Source organism: Ephemeroptericola cinctiostellae (assembly GCF_003339525.1).
Lineage (GTDB): Bacteria > Pseudomonadota > Gammaproteobacteria > Burkholderiales > Burkholderiaceae > Hydromonas > Hydromonas cinctiostellae.
The window spans coordinates 1819996-1838327 of record NZ_CP031124.1 but is presented as its reverse complement, the minus strand read 5'-3'; the positions used below and the strand labels follow the sequence as shown (position 1 = coordinate 1838327).

The following is an 18332-nucleotide window of genomic DNA, read 5'->3' as shown; positions in this document are numbered from 1 at the left end:
GGCTTGAATGGGTATGACCTTTTTTTTAAATTTTGAAAGTTAGATTATGTGTGGTGTTATCGGCGTCGTCGCCTCCTCTCCTGTCAATCAATTGATTTATGATGCTTTGTTGTTGTTACAGCACCGTGGTCAAGATGCCGCAGGCATGGTGACGGCAAACGGCAAGCGTTTTTTCATGCATAAAAATAAAGGCATGGTGCGGGATGTGTTTCGTACGCGCAATATGCGTGATTTATTGGGCAATTCAGGTATCGGTCATGTCCGTTATCCCACCGCTGGTAATGTGGACAGCCTTGAAGAAGCGCAGCCTTTGTATGTGAATGCACCGTATGGTTTGGTGATCGCTCACAATGGCAATGTGACCAATACTGAAGAAATTCGCGATGAGTTGTTTCGCCTTGATAAGCGTCACATCAATACAGGTTCTGACTCAGAGGCTTTGCTCAATGTTTTGGCACATGAGCTGGATAATGCGATCAAGCAAACAGACGACCTTACACCCGAAGTGTTTTTTGATGCCATGACGCAAGTCAATAAACGTGTGTTGGGTGCTTACGCTTGTGTGGGCATGGTGGCACGCCGTGCTTTATTCGGTTTTCGTGATTTGAACGGCATTCGCCCGTTGGTTTTAGGTGAACGGATCGATGAGCAGGGCAATAAAGAATACATGTTGTCGTCTGAAAGCGTTGCGTTGGAAGGCGTTGGTTATAAAACAGTGCGTGACATCGCTCCAGGTGAAGCCATTTGGATTGGTTTTGATGGTGAAATTCGCAGCCGTGTGTGTGTGCCTGAAGGCATGCAAGCTCGATTGAACCCATGTTTGTTTGAATATGTTTATTTTGCCCGTCCAGATTCAGTGATTGATGGGACATCGGTTTACAGTGCACGCTTGGCAATGGGTGAAACATTGGCTGATAAAATTCGTGCTGAGTTGGACATCAATGACATTGATGTGGTCATGCCCATTCCAGACACATCACGTCCATGTGCCATGCAACTGGCGATGGTTTTGGGCTTACCGTACCGTGAAGGCTTCATCAAGAACCGTTACATTGGCCGCACATTCATCATGCCTGGTCAAGAAACCCGTAAAAAATCGGTTCGTCAAAAACTGACGCCCATGCCTAGTGAATTCAATGGCAAAAATGTGTTGTTGGTGGACGATTCGATTGTTCGTGGCACCACCAGCCGAGAAATCGTCGCGTTGGCGCGTGAGTCGGGTGCAAAAAAAGTGTATTTTGCTTCTGCCGCCCCTGCTGTTAAATACCCAAATGTGTATGGCATTGATATGCCCACACGCACTGAGTTGATTGCCCATAACAAAGATGCCGATGCTGTGAGCCTTGCCATCACGGCCGATAAAGTCATTTATCAAGATTTAAGCGCACTTGAGGCCGCAGTGTGTTCGGTGAGCAATGGCGCATTGATGGCATTTGATGCTTCTTGTTTTAATGGTGAATACATTACAGGTGACATTGATATGGCTTATCTGGATGCGCTTGAACAAAACAAGGTCAAAGCGGTTGAAGCCAAATCAGTCTAAGAAATGGTGTACGTGAGTTCCCATAATTATGTGTGGCTCAGTTTGGGTGAAGTCATGTTTAGATGTTTTAGGCATGACTGAGTCCAACCTCATTTTTTGTATTTTGTATTTGACCCCTTCGTTTATTTTGTAGGGGTTTATTTTTTGGAGGCGCTATGAATACACTTCATCCACAAACTCAGCTTTTACACAGTGACCGTTTTCGCGGTGCGGAACACGCCGCAGGGCATCAGCCCATTCATAAAAGTGTGCAATGGGGTTATGAACATGCACAGGACATTGCGGACACTTTTCAAAATAAACGTTCAGGTTTTACTTATGCCCGAGGTGGCAACCCAACCACTGCGGCCTTAGAAGCTCAAATCAATTTGCTTGAGCAAGGCATTGGCACGATCAGCTTTGCAACTGGCATGGCGGCGATTTCGACCGTGATTTTGGCTTTGCTCAAAGATGGTGATCATTTGGTTGCAAGTCAGTATTTGTTTGGTAATACAACCAGTTTGTTCAGCACATTGGCGGCGCATGGTGTTTCCATCAGCTACGTTGATGTGACCGACGTGGAGCAGCTGAAAGCCGCGATTCAACCAAATACGCGCATGGTTTTCGTTGAAACCTTAGCCAATCCTCGCACTCAAATTGCTGATTTAATGGGCATTGGAGATGTGTGTAAAGCGCAAGGTTTGGTTTATGTGGTGGATGCCACCATGTCGACCCCTGCATTATTGCGCACCAAAGATTGTGGGGCTTCGATTGTCATGAACTCGTTGTCCAAGGGGTTGGCAGGTCATGGCGCTGTGTTAGGTGGTTCTTTGACCGATACCGGTTTATTTGATTGGTCCAATTACCCTAATATTTTTGAAGGTTACCGCGTTGGGGATCCAAAAAATTGGGGTTTATTGCAGTTGCGCAAAAAAGGTTTACGCGATATTGGTGGGGCGTTGTCGGCTGATTCTGCTCAACAAATTGCATTGGGATTGGAAACATTTTTCTTGCGCAGTGAACGTGCATGCCGTAATGCCTTGATGTTGGCGCAATGGCTGCTTGCACATCCTGCCGTTGAACATGTGGACTATCCAGGGTTGCCACAACATCCGCAGCATGATCGTGCGAATGTGCTGTTTGCTGGTAAAGGTTATGGGACTTTATTGTCATTCACGATTAAAGACGGAGTAAAGCATCCATTTGAAGTGCTTGATGCCCTAAAAGTGGTGATGATGTCCACAGGGCTGGGTGACAATCGCTCTATGGCATTGCCTGTGGCTCAAACCATATATGCTGAGATGTCAGCTGAGCGTCGTGCGGATTGGGGTATCACCGATGGTTTGATTCGTGTATCAGTGGGCATTGAGCACATTGATGATTTGGTTGCTGACTGGGCGCAGGCCTTGGATTGAGGCATTGGTCAAGAGGGAAAGTCGAATGGGGCGGCTTTTGCTGACCCCTTTTTACCTTAAATTCATATTGTGGAAAATGCATATAGATTAAGTACGGTCGTGCTCGACTTTTTAATTGAAAAGAAATAAAATAGGCGCTCCTTACAACAATAAACAGGAGATTAAAATGTCCCTATTTTCACACATTCGTCGTTTCACCACAGGGGCTATTACGGCCCTTGCATTTGTATCGGTCAGTGCGATGGCGCAGACCAAGCCAAATGTTGTCATTCTCGCAACGGGTGGCACCATTGCAGGTGCTGGTGCGAGTTCTACCAACAGCGCCACTTATTCTGCTGCAAAAGTTCCAGTCGATAAATTGATTTCTGGTATTCCAGAGTTGTCACAGGTTGCCAATGTTCGTGGCGAGCAGGTATTTCAAATTGCTTCAGAAAGCTTAACCAACGCCGATTTAATGACTTTGGGTAAACGGGTGTCTGCACTGGTTAAACAAAGTGATGTGGATGGCATCGTCATCACACACGGTTCTGACACATTGGAAGAAACTGCTTATTTCTTGAATTTGGTCATTAAAACAGACAAGCCGATTGTAGTTGTGGGTTCAATGCGCCCAAGTACGGCGATGTCAGCCGATGGCATGTTGAATTTGTACAATGCTGTTCAAGTGGCAGGTTCTAAAGATGCACGTGGTCGTGGTGTGTTGGTGACCATGAACGATGACATCAATACAGCACGTGATGTCTCTAAATCAATTAATATTCACACCAATGCATTCAATAGCCAATGGGGCGCATTGGGCATGATTGTTGAAGGTAAAAACTATTGGTTCCGTACCTTGGACAAACGTCATACAAAATCATCTGAATTTAACATCGACAGCATTTCAGAATTGCCTCGGGTAGACATTGTCTATGGCCACCAAGATGGTGATACCGTTGCAGCCAAAGCTTACGGCACGAGTGGTGCAAAAGCCATCATCCATGCAGGCACGGGTAATGGTTCTGTGGCGAAACAAGTTGTGCAGACATTGCAAGAATTGCGTGCACAAGGTGTGATCATCATCCGTTCGGCTCGTGTTCCTGCTGGTTTTGTGTTGCGCAATGCAGAACAACCCGATGATAAATACGATTGGGTGGTTGCACATGACTTGAATGCACAAAAAGCCCGTATTCTGGCCATGGTGGCGTTGACCAAAACGTCTGATACAAAAGAATTGCAACGCATTTTCTGGCAGTATTGATGGCTGATGTGCTGCTGTAAAAGAAAAAACTCAGGCCTGTGCGCCTGAGTTTTTTTTGATCACTTGCGAGGGGATTCAAATGTTCCCATGATTCGATCCCACAATAAAAAGTACAAACCATAATTGCCTCGACCTTTAACATGATGAGCAGCGTGGGTGGTCGATGTGTTAATCCAACGTCCCAACCAATGGGTATCTGTACCGATGGGATAGAACTCCCTTCCACTGTGGCCGTATGCGTTGATGGCCGTTGAAATTGTTTGAAATGCCAATATGGCGAAAGGGTGGCAGGGCATCATGTAGATGATGATCACTACAATCAGGGCTTCTGCCAAGGCTTCAGTTGGGTGAAAGCTGTATGCTGCGAATGCCGTTGGATAAATTGATTGGTGGTGCACTCGGTGCATCAAATTAAACAACAATCGTGTGTGCATTGCACGGTGCAACCAATAAAACAAGGTGTCGTGAATGATGAGCATGACAGGAATACTTAGATAAAACCATATCATGCTGTGATCAGCCAATTGAAAATACAATTGACTGGCGTGGATCCAGCCCGTGCCATACAATATACCATTCACTGCCCCAAATACCAGAACAGTCAAAAAGGAGTACATTATTTCACGACGCACATGATGGCTGGTCTTGAATGAGGCCTGCGGGACGAAATGTGCTCTACCGATGTTGAATTGTGGACGGCAGATGATGAACATCAAGCCTGTAAACACAGTGTAGCGTATGCCATAAATGAGCATCAGTAACAGTGTCGGCCAAAAGATAGGAGAAATTCCCAAGGCTGGTGAAATAAGTTCATTCATGAGTGCCGTCCATTACATGTTGGTTTTGCATATTATATATACATTTTTTGTGTAATTATATTTTATTAAGTCTTTTTCTCTCAGGTTATAATGTGAGAATCTTTTTGAACACGACACACCATGACTAAAATATTTTTTTTCGACATTGATAACACATTACTTGATCATCAGACCAACAGCATTCCTGAGTCTGCATTAAGCGCAATCAACGATTTAAAGGCCAACGGACATAAAGTGGCCATAGCGACAGGCAGAAGCCATGCCCATGCCAAAACGTATTTGATGCAGTTACAGCCTTCATATGCAGTCATGCAAAATGGTGCAATCATTTTGCGAGGCGATGAAGTCATGGGTAAATCGCCATTGGCACACGATGCGCTCATGGCTTTGTTTGTGGAAATGACGGCGCGTGGTCATTCTTATGGCATCAATGGCGAGGCGGGTGGGCATGTAAGTGCAGAAACTGAGCAAGTCATGCTGCCCATGGACTCTGTTGCAATTAAAGTGAATGCTGATTTTGACTTTTATAAAGCCAGCGAAGTGCTGCAAGGTTGGTTGTTTTTTGATGAATCATTGGATGCGGAATTAATTCCTGAATTGCATGCGATGTTCCCACAATTTGATTATGTCCGTTGGCATCAAACCGCCGTAGATGTTTTGCCAAAAGGTGTCAATAAACTCACAGGTTGTCAAAGTGTTTTAAAAGATCTGGGTATGGATGCTGAGCAGGCATATGCATTTGGTGATGGTCTGAACGACATGGAAATGCTGCAAGGTTTAGGCACTGGCATTGCGATGGGCAATGCACACCCTCGTTTAAAAGAAGTTGCTGATCGAGTGGCTGACTCCATCCAACACGATGGTTTGGCAAAAATGGTGAGGCAAATCCAGTCTGAGCTTGCATGATGCAATGACAAACCAGAAAAGATTGTTTGAAAAGTTATTTGAAAAGTTATTTGAAAAGTTATTTGAAAAGTTATTTGAAAAGTTATTTGAAAAGTTATTTGAAAAGTTATTTGAAAAGTTATTTGAAAAGTTATTTGAAAAGTTATTTGAAAAGTTATTTGAAGATGGCTTGAAAATTAAATAAGAAAACAGCAACTCAAAAGGGTTGCTGTTTTCTTATGGATTTGGGATCCATGATGAGAGATCAATCTCTGGACTTTCTCCGAGATTAAACGTTACGTCCATCCCACAGTTCTTCGAGGTTATAGTATGCACGGATCGGTGCTTGCATCAAATGCACGATGATGTCTGCACAGTCGACCAATACCCACTCACCAGAGTCTTCACCTTCGGTGGCGAGAATGTCGCCGCCGCCAGCTTTGACTTTTTCATGCACATTTTTGGCAAGCGCACGTGTTTGGCGATTGCTGCTGCCTGTGGCGATGATGACACGGTCAAACTCACCCGACAGTTGTTCGGTATTGAGGATGGTGATGTCTTGTGCTTTGACATCTTCAAGTGCATCAATGATGATGGCTTGGAGTGTTTCAACGTCAAGTGCGTTGTGTTGGCGAATCATAATGTTCTTTCAAATTAATGTGTTGCAATCATTTGTGCAAGTAAAAAATGCGCTTTAATTCATCTTTGGATTGAACCAAAAACCCAGTACGTTGTACTGGGTTTGATCGTCAGCTACATTTTTGATGCATCAAACGATGGTTTTATTGGCTTTGTTCAGGAGCAGCTGCTGGCGATTGTGGACGTTCGATCAATGCTTTCATTGACAATTTCACGCGGCCACGGTCATCCGTTTCAGTCGCTTTAACTTTGACGTGTTGGCCTTCTTTCAAGTAATCAGACACGGCGTTGACACGTTCGTGAGCGATTTGAGAAATGTGCAGTAAACCGTCTTTGCCTGGGAAGCATTGAACAATCGCGCCGAAGTCCAAAATTTTCAAGACCACGCCATCATAAGTTTTGCCCACTTCAATTTCAGCGGTCAACTCAGTGATGCGACGTTGGGCATCAGCGGCTTTTTCAGCGTCATTTGAAGCGATGGTGATGGTGCCGTCTTCTTGGATGTCAATGGTGGTGCCTGTTTCTTCGGTCAATTGACGAATCGTTGCGCCGCCTTTGCCAATCACGTCACGGATTTTGTCTGCATTGATTTTCATCGTGTACAAGCGTGGTGCGTATGATGACATCTCTGTGCGCGCGCCGCCGATCGAGGCTTCCATTTGACCCAAAATGTGCATGCGGCCTTCACGGGCTTGTGCCAATGCAACTTGCATGATTTCTTTGGTGATGCCTTGGATTTTGATGTCCATTTGCAATGCGGTCAAGCCAATCACTGTACCTGCTACTTTAAAATCCATGTCACCAAGGTGATCTTCATCGCCCAAGATGTCAGTCAATACGGCAAATTTACCGCCGTCTTTGATCAAGCCCATGGCGATACCCGCCACGTGCGCTTTCATGGGCACGCCTGCATCCATCAAAGACAAGCAGCCACCGCAGACCGAAGCCATTGAGGATGAGCCATTTGATTCTGTGATTTCAGACACCACACGGATGGTGTAAGGGAAATCTTCGTGACTTGGCAAGCACGCTGCCAATGCACGTTTGGCCAAACGGCCATGGCCAATTTCGCGGCGTTTTGGAGAACCAACGCGGCCTGTTTCACCTGTTGCAGCAGGGAACATATTGTAATGCAACATGAAACGGTCGCGGCTGTTGCCTTCGAGTGCATCAACGATTTGTTCATCGGTTTTTGTACCCAAAGTGGCAACCACCAAGGCTTGTGTTTCACCGCGTGTGAACAAAGCAGAGCCGTGTGTGCGTGGCAGAACGCCTAAGCTGATTTCGATTGGGCGAACGGTGCGTGTGTCACGGCCGTCAATACGGGGTTGACCACTCAAAATTTGTGAACGAACAACATTGGATTCGAGGTCGAACAGCATATTACCCAAGTCAACCGAATCAAACTCAACGCCTGCTTCAGTCAAAGCAGCTGAAACACTTGTTGTGACTTCACGCAATGCAGACGTACGTTGTTGTTTGTCGCGAATTTGGTAGGCAGCAGCAATCGGCGCAGCGGCGAGTTCAGATACTTTAGCAATTAAAGCTTCATTTTTGGCAGGTGCAGCCCAGTTCCATTCAGCTTTACCGCCATCTTTAACCAATTCATAAATGGCATCGATCGCTGCTTGCATTTGTTCATGGCCGTATACAACCGCGCCCAACATGATTTCTTCTGATAATTGTTGCGCTTCAGATTCAACCATCAATACCGCAGCTTCAGTGCCTGCAACCACCAAGTCCATGCGTGACTTTTCGAGTTGACTGTACGTTGGGTTGAGGATGTATTCGCCATCAATGTAGCCCACGCGTGCCGCGCCAACAGGGCCAGCGAAGGGGATGCCAGAAACCGCTAAAGCCGCAGAAGCTGCGAGCAAAGCTGGGATGTCGGCATTGACTTCTGGATTAGAAGAAATGACTTGAACAACCACTTGCACTTCATTGTAAAAACCTTCTGGGAATAAAGGGCGCAGTGGGCGATCGATTAAACGGCTGGTTAATGTTTCTTTTTCAGAAGGGCGGCCTTCACGACGGAAGAAACCACCTGGAATGCGGCCAGCAGCATATACTTTTTCGATGTAATCCACAGTCAGTGGGAAAAAATCTTGACCTGATTTGGCTTGTTCTTTCGCCACAACTGTAGCTAAAACAACAGTTTCATCCATAGACAAAACCACTGCGCCAGATGCTTGACGAGCGATTTGACCTGTTTCCATGGTGACGGTGTGTTGGCCGTATTGGAAAGTTTTTGTGACTTTATTGAACATGGTCATGTTGTGATTCCTTTATTAATTAGGGTTGGCTTTGCATCACGTTGACATGCTATTCCAAGAAATTTCATGAAAAATCATAAAAGTTCTTGGAATAACACCTGTCTAATGGTGATACTTGGCCGAATGGTGTTAACTTAAAAAAAGCAAAATGCCTGCATCGGTAAGATACAGGCATTCTAAACAGCGTTGCAAATTACTTACGCAAGCTCAAGCGTTCGATCAATGAACGGTAAGCGTCTGCGTCTTTGCGTTTGAGGTAGTCCAACAATTTACGACGGCGGCTGACCATTTTCAACAAACCACGACGTGAGTGGTGATCTTTGTGATTGGCTTTGAAGTGACCTGTTAAGTCATTGATGCGTGCAGTCAAAATTGCGACTTGAACTTCTGGTGAGCCTGTGTCGCCAGGAGCGCGTTGGTATTGTGCAACGATGTCGAGTTTTACGATAGACATGATGATTCCTAATAAAATTAAACTTGCGATAGCGGTGGTCTAACACCATATCGTGTGCTCAAAATGAGCAAAGAAGATAGTAACATGTTTATGACTTAAAGTCAAAAAGCAGTTGTTTATTAAGCTGAGGCACTGCCTTATTTATTGTTTTCTATGGATTGAATCAATGAGACGGCTTGCTGGTTGACTTCTGTTAACCGCTCAGGGTAACGATCCATATGAACGTTTACGATTGCCATATATTGTTGTAAGGCTTGAATTGAGGTTTCAGCATCCAAGAGGCTTCGTTTTTTGGCCTCTTGAATCAGGAAAAACCAATCAGTGATTGCGTTAACAAACAGTGGGTTGGCCGCTGGATTTGAAGCTCCATTTTGATGGAGTCTAAATGCAGATAGGTCAAAAGGCAAGTACAGTGCGTTACCTTTTTCCAGTAAACGCATGTACAGAGCAACATCGATTAGGCCGTACTCAGCCGTTGTGTCGCCATATCGAAACAGGTCTTTGTCTTGCCATTGTTCGTGATAAAAATTATGGAACATGACCGTGGAGAGTTCTCCTATCGGATTCGAACAGGTCGTCAGCATGTATTTCATTACATGACTGCCGTCCATGACACCGGGTTGCTGGTCTGCATTTGGAGACCAACGCGCATAAGTCACGCCATGGTCATCAAATACGTGACGAGAGCTAAATATTAATGAGATGCTTTTTGCCGTTTCAGAATCAAGCATATTCAACTGGCCGATCATGGTTTCTATGCAGTTTGGAAATAGTAAATCGTCATCAAAGAGGTATTTGATGAATTCACCTTTTGCGTGTTGCATTGGATTTTCTACATTCATCCAAAAATCGGTTTTGGTCGGTCTTGGGTTGCGATAGTAACGAATTTGAGGATATTGCAGGCACATTTGTCGGATGTCATCGCTTTCACTGTTATCGCTGATGATAATTTCAATATTGTCATACGTTTGCGCCAAAGCCGATGCGAGTGAGTGCTTGAGTAAATCGGGTCGATGGGTTGGAATGAGGATGGATACCAATGGTTTCTGATTCATGGTGTGCCTTATGAGTGATGTTTTGATGCGTTGTGTTGCAATATGAGGCGAATACCGTCTTCAAGACTGACTTTCGCTGACCAGTTGGGTAATGCCTGACTTTCCTGCCAGGGGGTAAACACTTCTCTGGTGCGATAGGGGCGCGCCCCCCAATCTATTGCAAGTGCTTTGCCAGACAGTTTTTCGTAAGTTTCGGCAATGTGTTTTAAAGTGTGTGGGAGATTGCTTTTGATGTTGAATTTCAAATGCTTATTGTGATTGATGTTGTCATCATTGCTTGTGACCAAGTTGATGGCTTCAAGGTAGGCGTTCATGACATCATCAATGTATACCAAGTCAATCCATTGCTCGCCTGCGGACATTTGAATTGGTTTTTGACTGTTTGTGGCGGAGGCGAATAGCGAAAAGAGTTTTTTGCGGGAGTCATTGGCACCAAATGTATCGAAAATAGTCAAACTGATCGCCGAAAATTTTTTTGCATCAACGTAGTACTGCAGAATGTCTTCGAATGCTTGTTTGGTCGCTGCATATAAATTTGTGGGTGAGTAGTCTGGTTTATTCGAGTCGTAATGCTGCCAAGATGTGCTCGTATTAATTAAGTGTTTAACGCCATTTTGACTCATGGCTTCAAGTAAAACACTTGGGAACTCGACATTTGAGCGAATCAAATCTTGAACTTGAGTTGGCTGATGTTCAGAAATAAACAAAGAGGCCACATGAATCACAAGGCTTGGTTTGGCTTGTGCGATGATGTGATTGATTGAATCAAAACTGCCATTCGTTATATGAACCGATAACCGATCAATGATGTTTTCTAACAGATTGAAATGAGCGGTTGGGCGACACACAATATGCACTTCATGTCCAAGATTGACCAAAGTATGAGCAAGCTGTGAGCCAATATAACCTGTTGCGCCCGTTAACAACATGCATTGTGACGTTGAAGTGCTCATAAATATATTTATTATTTAAATGTGAAAGGGCTTTTGAAGGCATCTAAACGAGCAAATGCAGCATCCCGTGCCGAAATGATGGGCTGTTGATTAGGCCAGTCAAATGGAATGCTGTCCCATGCGATGCCTGTATCGGATTCGGGTGCATAGGACGTGGTGACGTTATACAGCAATGTTGATTGTATGCTTGTAACGTAAAAACCATGCGCTAAACCTGCTGGGATAAATACCGACTCGTGAGTTTCTTCACCGAGCTCAAAGCTTGCACATTTCCCATAGGTGGGTGAACCCATACGCAGATCGCAGACCACATCCAATACTGTACCTTGTATGCAAGTGACCAATTTGCCATGCTCAAAAGGCGGTGTTTGGAAATGTAAACCGCGCAACACACCTTGATGTGAGATGGAAAAATAGCTTTCGGTTGGGCAAAAATCTAAACCAATCCCATTAAACATTTCTTTTTGAAAATGTTTAATGAAATAGCCACGATTGTCGGTTAATTTCTTAGGTTTGAGCAAATAGCAGTCTGCAATAGCGGTTTCGATTTTTTGTAACATGTTTTATAAGCCAATGCCAAAGTATTCTTCAATTTTTGAAACCACAAAAGACAATTGCTCTTCACCGAGGCTTGGTTGAACGCCAATCCAGAAAGTGTCATTCATGACGCGCTCGGTGTTGGTCAATTCGCCGTGAACGCGGTAGTTTTGACCTTTCATGTAGGGTTGGCGAGTCAAATTACCTGCGAATAGTAAACGCGTTCCAATTTTGTATTGATCCAAGTAGGTCAATAGATCGGTGCGTGTTGTGCCTGCGTTTTCGGTCAATGTGATTAAGAATCCAAACCATGATGGATCTGATTCAGGTGTTTTTTCTGGTAGCAATAAGAACTCAGAACAGTTTGCAAGCCGTTGTTTCAAAAAATAAAAATTTTCTTTGCGTTTTTGTACAAAGCCTTCGAGTTTATCCATTTGTGCCAAACCGCAAGCGGCTTGCATGTCTGTGATTTTCAGATTGTAACCGAGGTGCGAGTAGATGTATTTGTGGTCATAGCCTTGTGGTAAGTCGCCCAATTTCCAGCAAAAACGCTGACCGCACGTATTGTCTTTACCAGGAGGGCAGTAGCAATCACGACCCCAATCACGATAGGATTCTAAAATTTTCTTTAAGTTTGTGTCGTTAGTGAAAATCGCTCCACCTTCACCCATGGTGATGTGGTGTGCTGGGTAAAAACTCAGCGTGCCGATGTCGCCGAAAGTGCCTACTTTTTGACCACGGTAGGTTGAACCCAAAGCATCGCAGCAGTCTTCAATCAACCAAAGGTTGTGTTTTGTACATAAATCTTTAATCACGCCTAAGTTGTAGGGATTGCCCAAAGTATGCGCAAGCATAATGGCTTTGGTTTTGGGCGTGATGGCGGCTTCAATTTGAGTTACGTCAATATTGTAAGTCAGCAAATCAATATCAACGAACACAGGCACTGCGCCAAATTGTAGAATGGGATTGACCGTTGTTGGAAAACCTGCGGCGACACCAATGACTTCATCGCCTTTTTTAATTGTGCGTTCACCTAAAAGTGGTGAGGTGAGGGCTGAAAATGCCAATAAATTCGCGGAGGATCCTGAATTAGTGGTTAATACATGTTTAACACCAATATACTGAGCCAAACGTTTTTCAAATAAATCATTAAAACGCCCTGTTGTTAACCAACCGTCCAATGATGCTTCAACCATGTTTTTAATTTCGTCAGCATCAATAAATTTGCCTGATGGTGGAATGACGGTTTCACCTGCGTTAAAGGAAGGGCGTGAAGCGGCGTCTAAACGAGCGTATTCATCTACTAACTCAGCTATTTGCAGGCGGATCATTTCTTTTGTAGTCATGTGAATTCCTTTTTTAATCTTTCTAAATCAGGTTGAACGATGAATCACATCGTTTGCGATTGAGTTTATTGAGATTTTTATTAAATGGCCTGTTAAAGTTCGTAAGTGGCTATCTGTGAAAGAGTCATGTCTCGCATGTTTTGACCGTTAATGTGTGCTTGATGCCATGCGCAGATCATGTCCAGGGTGTGTTCTAAAGACCAATGCGGTTGCCATGATAGGTGTTTATTGGCTTTGCTGCTGTCTAAAGTCAATAAACCAGCTTCGTGTACTGTAGCAGTATTGGGATCAATAGTGTAATTTGCCTCTGCACCCCATTTGTCTTTCATGCGAGCAATAATCCAAGATACGGGCTGCGCGTCGACAGGGTTTGAGCCAAAATTCCAACCTTCAGCGAAAGGTATGCCATCGATCATTAAGCGTTCTGCCAGCATGAGGTAGCCGTGTAATGGCTCGAGTACATGCTGCCAAGGGCGAATGGCATGTGGATTACGAATGGTAACGTGTTGTCCAGCCGAAAATGCTCGGATGATATCAGGGATCAAGCGATCATCTGACCAGTCGCCGCCGCCAATGACATTGCCCGCACGCGCGCTGGCGAGTGAAACACCGTGTTGATCGTAAGTTTGCGGATTGAAAAATGAACGACGGTACGCGCTGGTGATGAGCTCCGCACAGCCTTTACTGCTGCTGTATGGGTCATATCCGCCCATGGCTTCATTTTCACAATAGCCCCAATCCCATTCGCGGTTTTCGTAACATTTGTCGCTCGTCACGTTGACTACTGCTTTGACTGACGGTGTTTGACGAATGGTTTCAAATATATTGACCAAACCCATGACATTGGTTGAATAGGTTTCAACAGGGTTAAGATAAGAATAGCGAACCAGTGGTTGTGCAGCCATGTGAATGACGATTTCTGGTTGAGCTGCTTGCATGGTGTCGAGCAAATGCGCTGGATCACGGATGTCGCCAATCACCGAACGCATGACTTGATCAAGTTGCGCTAAGTTAAATAAATTAGGCTGAGTCGCAGGTGCAAGTGCGTAACCGGTGATATTTGCACCAAGCCTGTGTAACCACGTGCTTAACCAAGCGCCTTTGAAGCCCGTATGACCTGTTAAAAATACCTTGCGATCTTGCCAAAAAGAAGGGGAGATGGTTTTTCTCATGACCATACTTTCCAAGGTGCTTGACCGCTGGCCCAAAGACTTTCGAGGTGCGTTTTATCACGCAAAGTGTCCATGGGTTGCCAAAAGCCTTCATGCACAAAAGCCGATAACTCTCCTTGCTCTGCCAAAGTTTCAAGTGGTTCTTTTTCCCAGATGGTTGAATCGCTGTCAATCAAATCAATGACCGATGGATTCAATACAAAAAAACCACCATTGATTAAACTGCCATCACCTTGAGGTTTTTCTTTAAACTCGGTGACAATGTGATTGTCAATGTGCAACGCACCAAAGCGCCCCGCAGGATAGACAGCAGAAATGGTGGCTTTGCGTTGATGCATGTGGTGAAATTCAATGGATTGGGTAATGTTGATGTTGCTTAATCCATCGCCATACGTTAGACAAAATGCATCGTCATTTTCGACAAATTTACGAATTCGTTTAATTCGTCCGCCTGTTTGGCTGGTTTCGCCCGTATCTACCAATGTCACGCGCCAAGGCTCAACTTGCTGTTGATGTACTTCCATGGTGTTTTTTTCTAAATCGAAAGTGATGTCGGACATGTGCAAAAAATAGTTGGAAAAGTATTCCTTAATCATGTAGCCTTTGTAACCGCAGCAAATCACAAAATCATTGATACCATGAGCTGAGTACAGCTTCATGATGTGCCAAAGAATAGGTTTTCCACCTATTTCTATCATTGGTTTAGGACGAATCGATGATTCTTCACTGATGCGTGTACCCAAACCGCCAGCTAAAATAATTGCTTTCATTGCATCGTTCTTTTTATGGTTTAAGGAGGTGTTGCACACGCATCATGGTTTACTTCAAGTTACGATATTTAGGCGGTTAAGCACTTCTTGGCGGCCAAAGACATGCAAAACGGTATCCACGGATGGGCTTTGAGTTTGTCCTAAAATAATGGCACGCAATGGTATGCCCAGAGCTGGCATTTTTAAACCATGTTCAGTCAATATTGACTTAATCAATGCATTGATGCTTTCCTTGTCCCATGTTACCGTTTTGAGCCCTTCGGCAAAATCTTTGAGCGCAGGGCGATTGGCATCATTGACCTGTTCATTGATCAGCTCAATGTTGGCGACGTAAGGCAAGTAATAGCTTTCAGCCTCGTCAGTGATTTGCACCAGTGTGTCGCAACGCGATTTGTACAAAGCAACGATGTCTGACAGTGGGTATGTGGTTAAAGGCAATGTATGGTCGTATGTGTTCAAACGTGCGATCAAACGCGGTTCAATTAAGGCGACCAATTCGTCATGTGGTTTTTTGTTGATGTAATGGTTGTTCATCCAATTGAGTTTCTTTGGATCCCATTGTGATGAAGACGATGTCAGGTGTTCTACACTGAACCATTCGACAAATTGTTCGCGCGTAAACACTTCATCATCGCCGTGCCCCCAGCCCAAGCGGGCGAGGTAGTTGCACAGGGCTTCGGGTAAATAGCCCATGCGCTCATAATCCATAACCGCTGTGGCATTTTTACGTTTCGATAATTTAGAGCCATCGGGTGCCAGAATCATGGGGATGTGACCATAAAACGGCAATGGCGCATTCAATGCTTTCAAGATGTTGATTTGCTTGGGGGTGTTGTTGACATGGTCATCACCTCGGATGACGTGGGTGATCCCCATGTCCCAGTCGTCAACAACGACACAGAAATTGTATGTGGGTGTGCCGTCAGGTCGGGCGATGATGAGGTCATCCAGTTCTGCATTGTTGAATGAAATCTCACCTTTCACCACGTCAACCCATGAGGTGTTGCCAGAGAGTGGGTTTTTGAAACGGACAACAGGTTGTACGCCTACGGGAATCTCTGGCAATGTTTTGCCTGCTTCAGGGCGCCAAGTGCCGTCGTACTTTTCTCGTTCACCACGGGCTTTTTGAGCTTCACGCATGGCTTCGAGTTCTTCGCGAGAGGTGTAGCAATGGTATGCTGTGCCATTGGCGAGCATTTGTTCAATCACTTCTCGATAGCGATCCATGCGTTGCATTTGATAGTATGGGCCGTCATCGTGTGTCAGCTTGAGCCACGCCATGGCATCTAAAATTTCTGCAACGTTTTCTGGGGTTGAGCGCTCAACATCTGTGTCTTCAATGCGCAAGACAAATGTGCCGCCAAAGTGCTGAGCCAATGCCCAGCTGAATAATGCAGTGCGTGCGCCGCCAATGTGGAGGGCGCCTGTTGGGCTGGGGGCGAAACGGGTGCGAACAGTTGTGCTCATGGATGCCTTTAAATCTAAAATGTCAGTGGTAATGCGACATTATAACTGGCGAGCAGGTGCAACACCACGTTTCTATTTGTAAAAACATTTTGGCTTGTCATTTTTTTGATTTCCTCTTTACGTCCTAAAGAGTGTAGGGCGAGTGCAAGTCGAGTGCAGGACGTTTAAGGCAATGATTGCGCTGGTTGTGGTGCTGAAGATTGTTTGATTTGACGGATCATGTTGTTGGACATGCCCTCCCTTGTTTTGTGTACTGAAGGTTTATTTTCAAATTATAAGAGGGGCACGCAAGTGTGATGAATGCTCAGTCATGAGCGAGTGAAAACCCTATGCCCATGCCGCAGCCCACCATTTTTTACGTGGCGAGATGCTGACCAAGCCTTGCCACACATCACTGGGTTGTTGTGCCATCTCATTTAGCAGTAGTGTGCGCATTTTTAATAAAGCATGCAGGCTTTTACTTGCTTTCTTGTGTAAAGGCGATAAAGCTTGGTGGCTGTTTTCGTAATTTTGCACCGCCATCTGGGCATGCTGGAGCAGAAGTGTGACCAGTCCTGCCCCATGCTCTGCCCGTTGGGTTGGGGTTAAATTCTTTTTTAAGATTAAATGGGCGGGCAAATTCAACTCTTTCAACCACGCCATTGGCAACCACAATCGAGAGGGCGTAAGTCCATGACCAATATGGCGGGTTTGGTCAATCCACCACAGCGCACGCCCCGCGGTGAGTGCGTGGCTGTGCAGTTCGGGGGCGTCCATGATGGACAACCAGACTTGAGCAAAAGAGCCGCTGATGGCGTCAATGGTTGGTTCTAGTTGTGCCAAATCTTCAATGCGGGTGATGTGATGCCAATGCATGTGTCCATGCAGCAGGCTTTGCAAGGCGATAAAGAAAGCCTCGTTGTCTGTGTTGAACCAAGGTTTAAGGGCAATCAGTGCAGGGTGAGTTATTTCCCCTGTTTTGATTTTATCCAGCTCATGATGCCACCAGTTGAGCGTGGTCACCGCATGGTGTTGATCTGTGTAGACCGCAGCCTCACGCCATTTTTTATGCAAAGTATACAATGCACGCAAAGGTGTTCGTTGATGACGACGTGCAGTGCGGTGGGCAAAAAATAAACTGCTTGCGGGGTGAGGTGCGGCGAGCTGGAAAACTAATTCAGACATGTTTTAGGAAATCATTTAATGTGAAGAAGGGGGGTGCCAATATTAACTTTGTGTGTGGCATACCAGCCTTGGTTCATTTCAATGGCGTACTTAACAGCTGTTTTTGCACAATGGGTGCTCAGCGTTTGAGGTGCCATGTCTTCGGTTTGGCGTAGGACACCTTGTTCATCCAAAAAACCAATCGTCAGTGGAATCAACGTGTTTTTCATCCAAAAGCAGTAGGTGCGAGGTTCGGTAAATGCAAACAGCATGCCTGTATTCTCAGGTATGCTGGTGCGGTTCATTAAACCCAGCTCTTGTTTTTCAGAGGTGTCGGCAAGCTCAAGTTGCACTTGTTTGAGTTGATTCAGCGCTGTGAATGCCGATGATGTACTTGAATTGTTGATGCCATTTGTTGTTTTCCCTGTTTCTTGACAGGCCATCAGCACCACGGCACTGGCGCATAACAATGACATACGGGTAATTGACAACATCAGCCCATCCTTTAAGTTAAACATTCAATTAAGCCTATAACTTATTGAAAGTTATTGAAAAAACATAAGTTATGGTTTTTTACGTGAAGAGCTGGCTGTTGCACGTGCACTTCGGTTGGCTTGACTGGCTGCGCCAACACGGGCTTTAC

The 18332-nt window shown here is 45.1% G+C and carries 17 protein-coding genes and 1 pseudogene; 5 read left to right on the top strand and 13 right to left on the bottom strand.

Annotated features, from left to right (window positions below; all coding sequences use genetic code 11):
* The first annotated feature begins 46 nt into the window (after positions 1–46).
* From purF to DTO96_RS08270, 3 genes are all read left to right on the top strand, one after another.
* On the top strand, positions 47–1543 hold the full coding sequence (purF, locus tag DTO96_RS08280) for an amidophosphoribosyltransferase (protein ID WP_114563063.1): 1497 nt from the start codon (positions 47–49) through the stop codon (positions 1541–1543).
* A gap of 155 nt (positions 1544–1698) precedes the next feature.
* Positions 1699–2937: a cystathionine gamma-synthase family protein gene (locus DTO96_RS08275; protein ID WP_114563062.1), complete on the top strand. Its 1239-nt coding sequence runs from the start codon at positions 1699–1701 to the stop codon at positions 2935–2937.
* 166 nt (positions 2938–3103) lie between these two features.
* Positions 3104–4177, top strand: coding sequence for an asparaginase (locus DTO96_RS08270; RefSeq protein WP_114563061.1), 1074 nt, complete (start codon positions 3104–3106; stop codon positions 4175–4177).
* A 59-nt stretch (positions 4178–4236) separates the two neighbouring features.
* Here DTO96_RS08270 and DTO96_RS08265 read toward each other — a convergent pair whose 3' ends face one another.
* Entirely contained in the window at positions 4237–4995 is a 759-nt protein-coding gene (locus DTO96_RS08265; RefSeq protein WP_114563060.1) for a sterol desaturase family protein, read from the bottom strand.
* A 120-nt stretch (positions 4996–5115) separates the two neighbouring features.
* Here DTO96_RS08265 and DTO96_RS08260 point away from each other — a divergent pair, with 120 nt between their 5' ends.
* Together DTO96_RS08260 and DTO96_RS12695 are read left to right on the top strand one after the other, a co-directional pair.
* Positions 5116–5901: a Cof-type HAD-IIB family hydrolase gene (locus DTO96_RS08260; RefSeq protein ID WP_114563059.1), complete on the top strand. Its 786-nt coding sequence runs from the start codon at positions 5116–5118 to the stop codon at positions 5899–5901.
* Between the two features lie 4 nt (positions 5902–5905).
* The gene (locus tag DTO96_RS12695; protein WP_157964380.1) at positions 5906–6085 is read left to right on the top strand and encodes a hypothetical protein; all 180 of its coding nucleotides are present in this window, start codon (positions 5906–5908) and stop codon (positions 6083–6085) included.
* An 87-nt stretch (positions 6086–6172) separates the two neighbouring features.
* On the opposite strand, the pseudogene rsfS reads toward DTO96_RS12695, so the two are convergent.
* The 12 genes and pseudogenes from rsfS to DTO96_RS08200 all read right to left on the bottom strand — a co-directional run.
* Positions 6173–6520: pseudogene (rsfS, locus tag DTO96_RS08255) on the bottom strand (ribosome silencing factor); the annotation flags it as partial.
* A gap of 142 nt (positions 6521–6662) precedes the next feature.
* Positions 6663–8792 (bottom strand): polyribonucleotide nucleotidyltransferase, encoded by a 2130-nt coding sequence (gene pnp, locus DTO96_RS08250; protein ID WP_114563057.1) that lies wholly within the window; start codon positions 8790–8792, stop codon positions 6663–6665.
* A 193-nt stretch (positions 8793–8985) separates the two neighbouring features.
* Complete coding sequence (gene rpsO, locus DTO96_RS08245) at positions 8986–9246, bottom strand: 30S ribosomal protein S15 (RefSeq protein ID WP_114563056.1); 261 nt, start codon at positions 9244–9246, stop codon at positions 8986–8988.
* Between the two features lie 137 nt (positions 9247–9383).
* A complete protein-coding gene (locus tag DTO96_RS08240) occupies positions 9384–10301 on the bottom strand; it encodes a glycosyltransferase family 2 protein (protein WP_114563055.1) in 918 nt (305 codons plus the stop codon).
* An 8-nt stretch (positions 10302–10309) separates the two neighbouring features.
* On the bottom strand, positions 10310–11254 hold the full coding sequence (locus tag DTO96_RS08235) for an NAD-dependent epimerase/dehydratase family protein (RefSeq protein WP_114563054.1): 945 nt from the start codon (positions 11252–11254) through the stop codon (positions 10310–10312).
* Positions 11255–11265: 11 nt separating this feature from the next.
* A complete protein-coding gene (rfbC, locus tag DTO96_RS08230; RefSeq protein ID WP_114563053.1) occupies positions 11266–11814 on the bottom strand; it encodes a dTDP-4-dehydrorhamnose 3,5-epimerase in 549 nt (182 codons plus the stop codon).
* A 3-nt stretch (positions 11815–11817) separates the two neighbouring features.
* On the bottom strand, positions 11818–13137 hold the full coding sequence (rfbH, locus tag DTO96_RS08225) for a lipopolysaccharide biosynthesis protein RfbH (RefSeq protein WP_114563052.1): 1320 nt from the start codon (positions 13135–13137) through the stop codon (positions 11818–11820).
* A gap of 92 nt (positions 13138–13229) precedes the next feature.
* The gene (gene rfbG, locus DTO96_RS08220; RefSeq protein ID WP_114563986.1) at positions 13230–14309 is read right to left on the bottom strand and encodes a CDP-glucose 4,6-dehydratase; all 1080 of its coding nucleotides are present in this window, start codon (positions 14307–14309) and stop codon (positions 13230–13232) included.
* Positions 14306–15079, bottom strand: a complete 774-nt coding sequence (rfbF, locus tag DTO96_RS08215) for a glucose-1-phosphate cytidylyltransferase (RefSeq protein ID WP_114563051.1) — start codon at positions 15077–15079, stop codon at positions 14306–14308. Before rfbF ends, rfbG begins: the two co-directional genes overlap by 4 nt.
* Before the next feature lie 54 nt (positions 15080–15133).
* Positions 15134–16546, bottom strand: a complete 1413-nt coding sequence (gene gltX / locus DTO96_RS08210) for a glutamate--tRNA ligase (RefSeq protein WP_114563050.1) — start codon at positions 16544–16546, stop codon at positions 15134–15136.
* A 327-nt stretch (positions 16547–16873) separates the two neighbouring features.
* Positions 16874–17710: a squalene/phytoene synthase family protein gene (locus tag DTO96_RS08205; RefSeq protein WP_114563049.1), complete on the bottom strand. Its 837-nt coding sequence runs from the start codon at positions 17708–17710 to the stop codon at positions 16874–16876.
* Between the two features lie 11 nt (positions 17711–17721).
* A complete protein-coding gene (locus DTO96_RS08200; RefSeq protein WP_157964379.1) occupies positions 17722–18183 on the bottom strand; it encodes a DUF192 domain-containing protein in 462 nt (153 codons plus the stop codon).
* Positions 18184–18332: the final 149 nt, after the last annotated feature.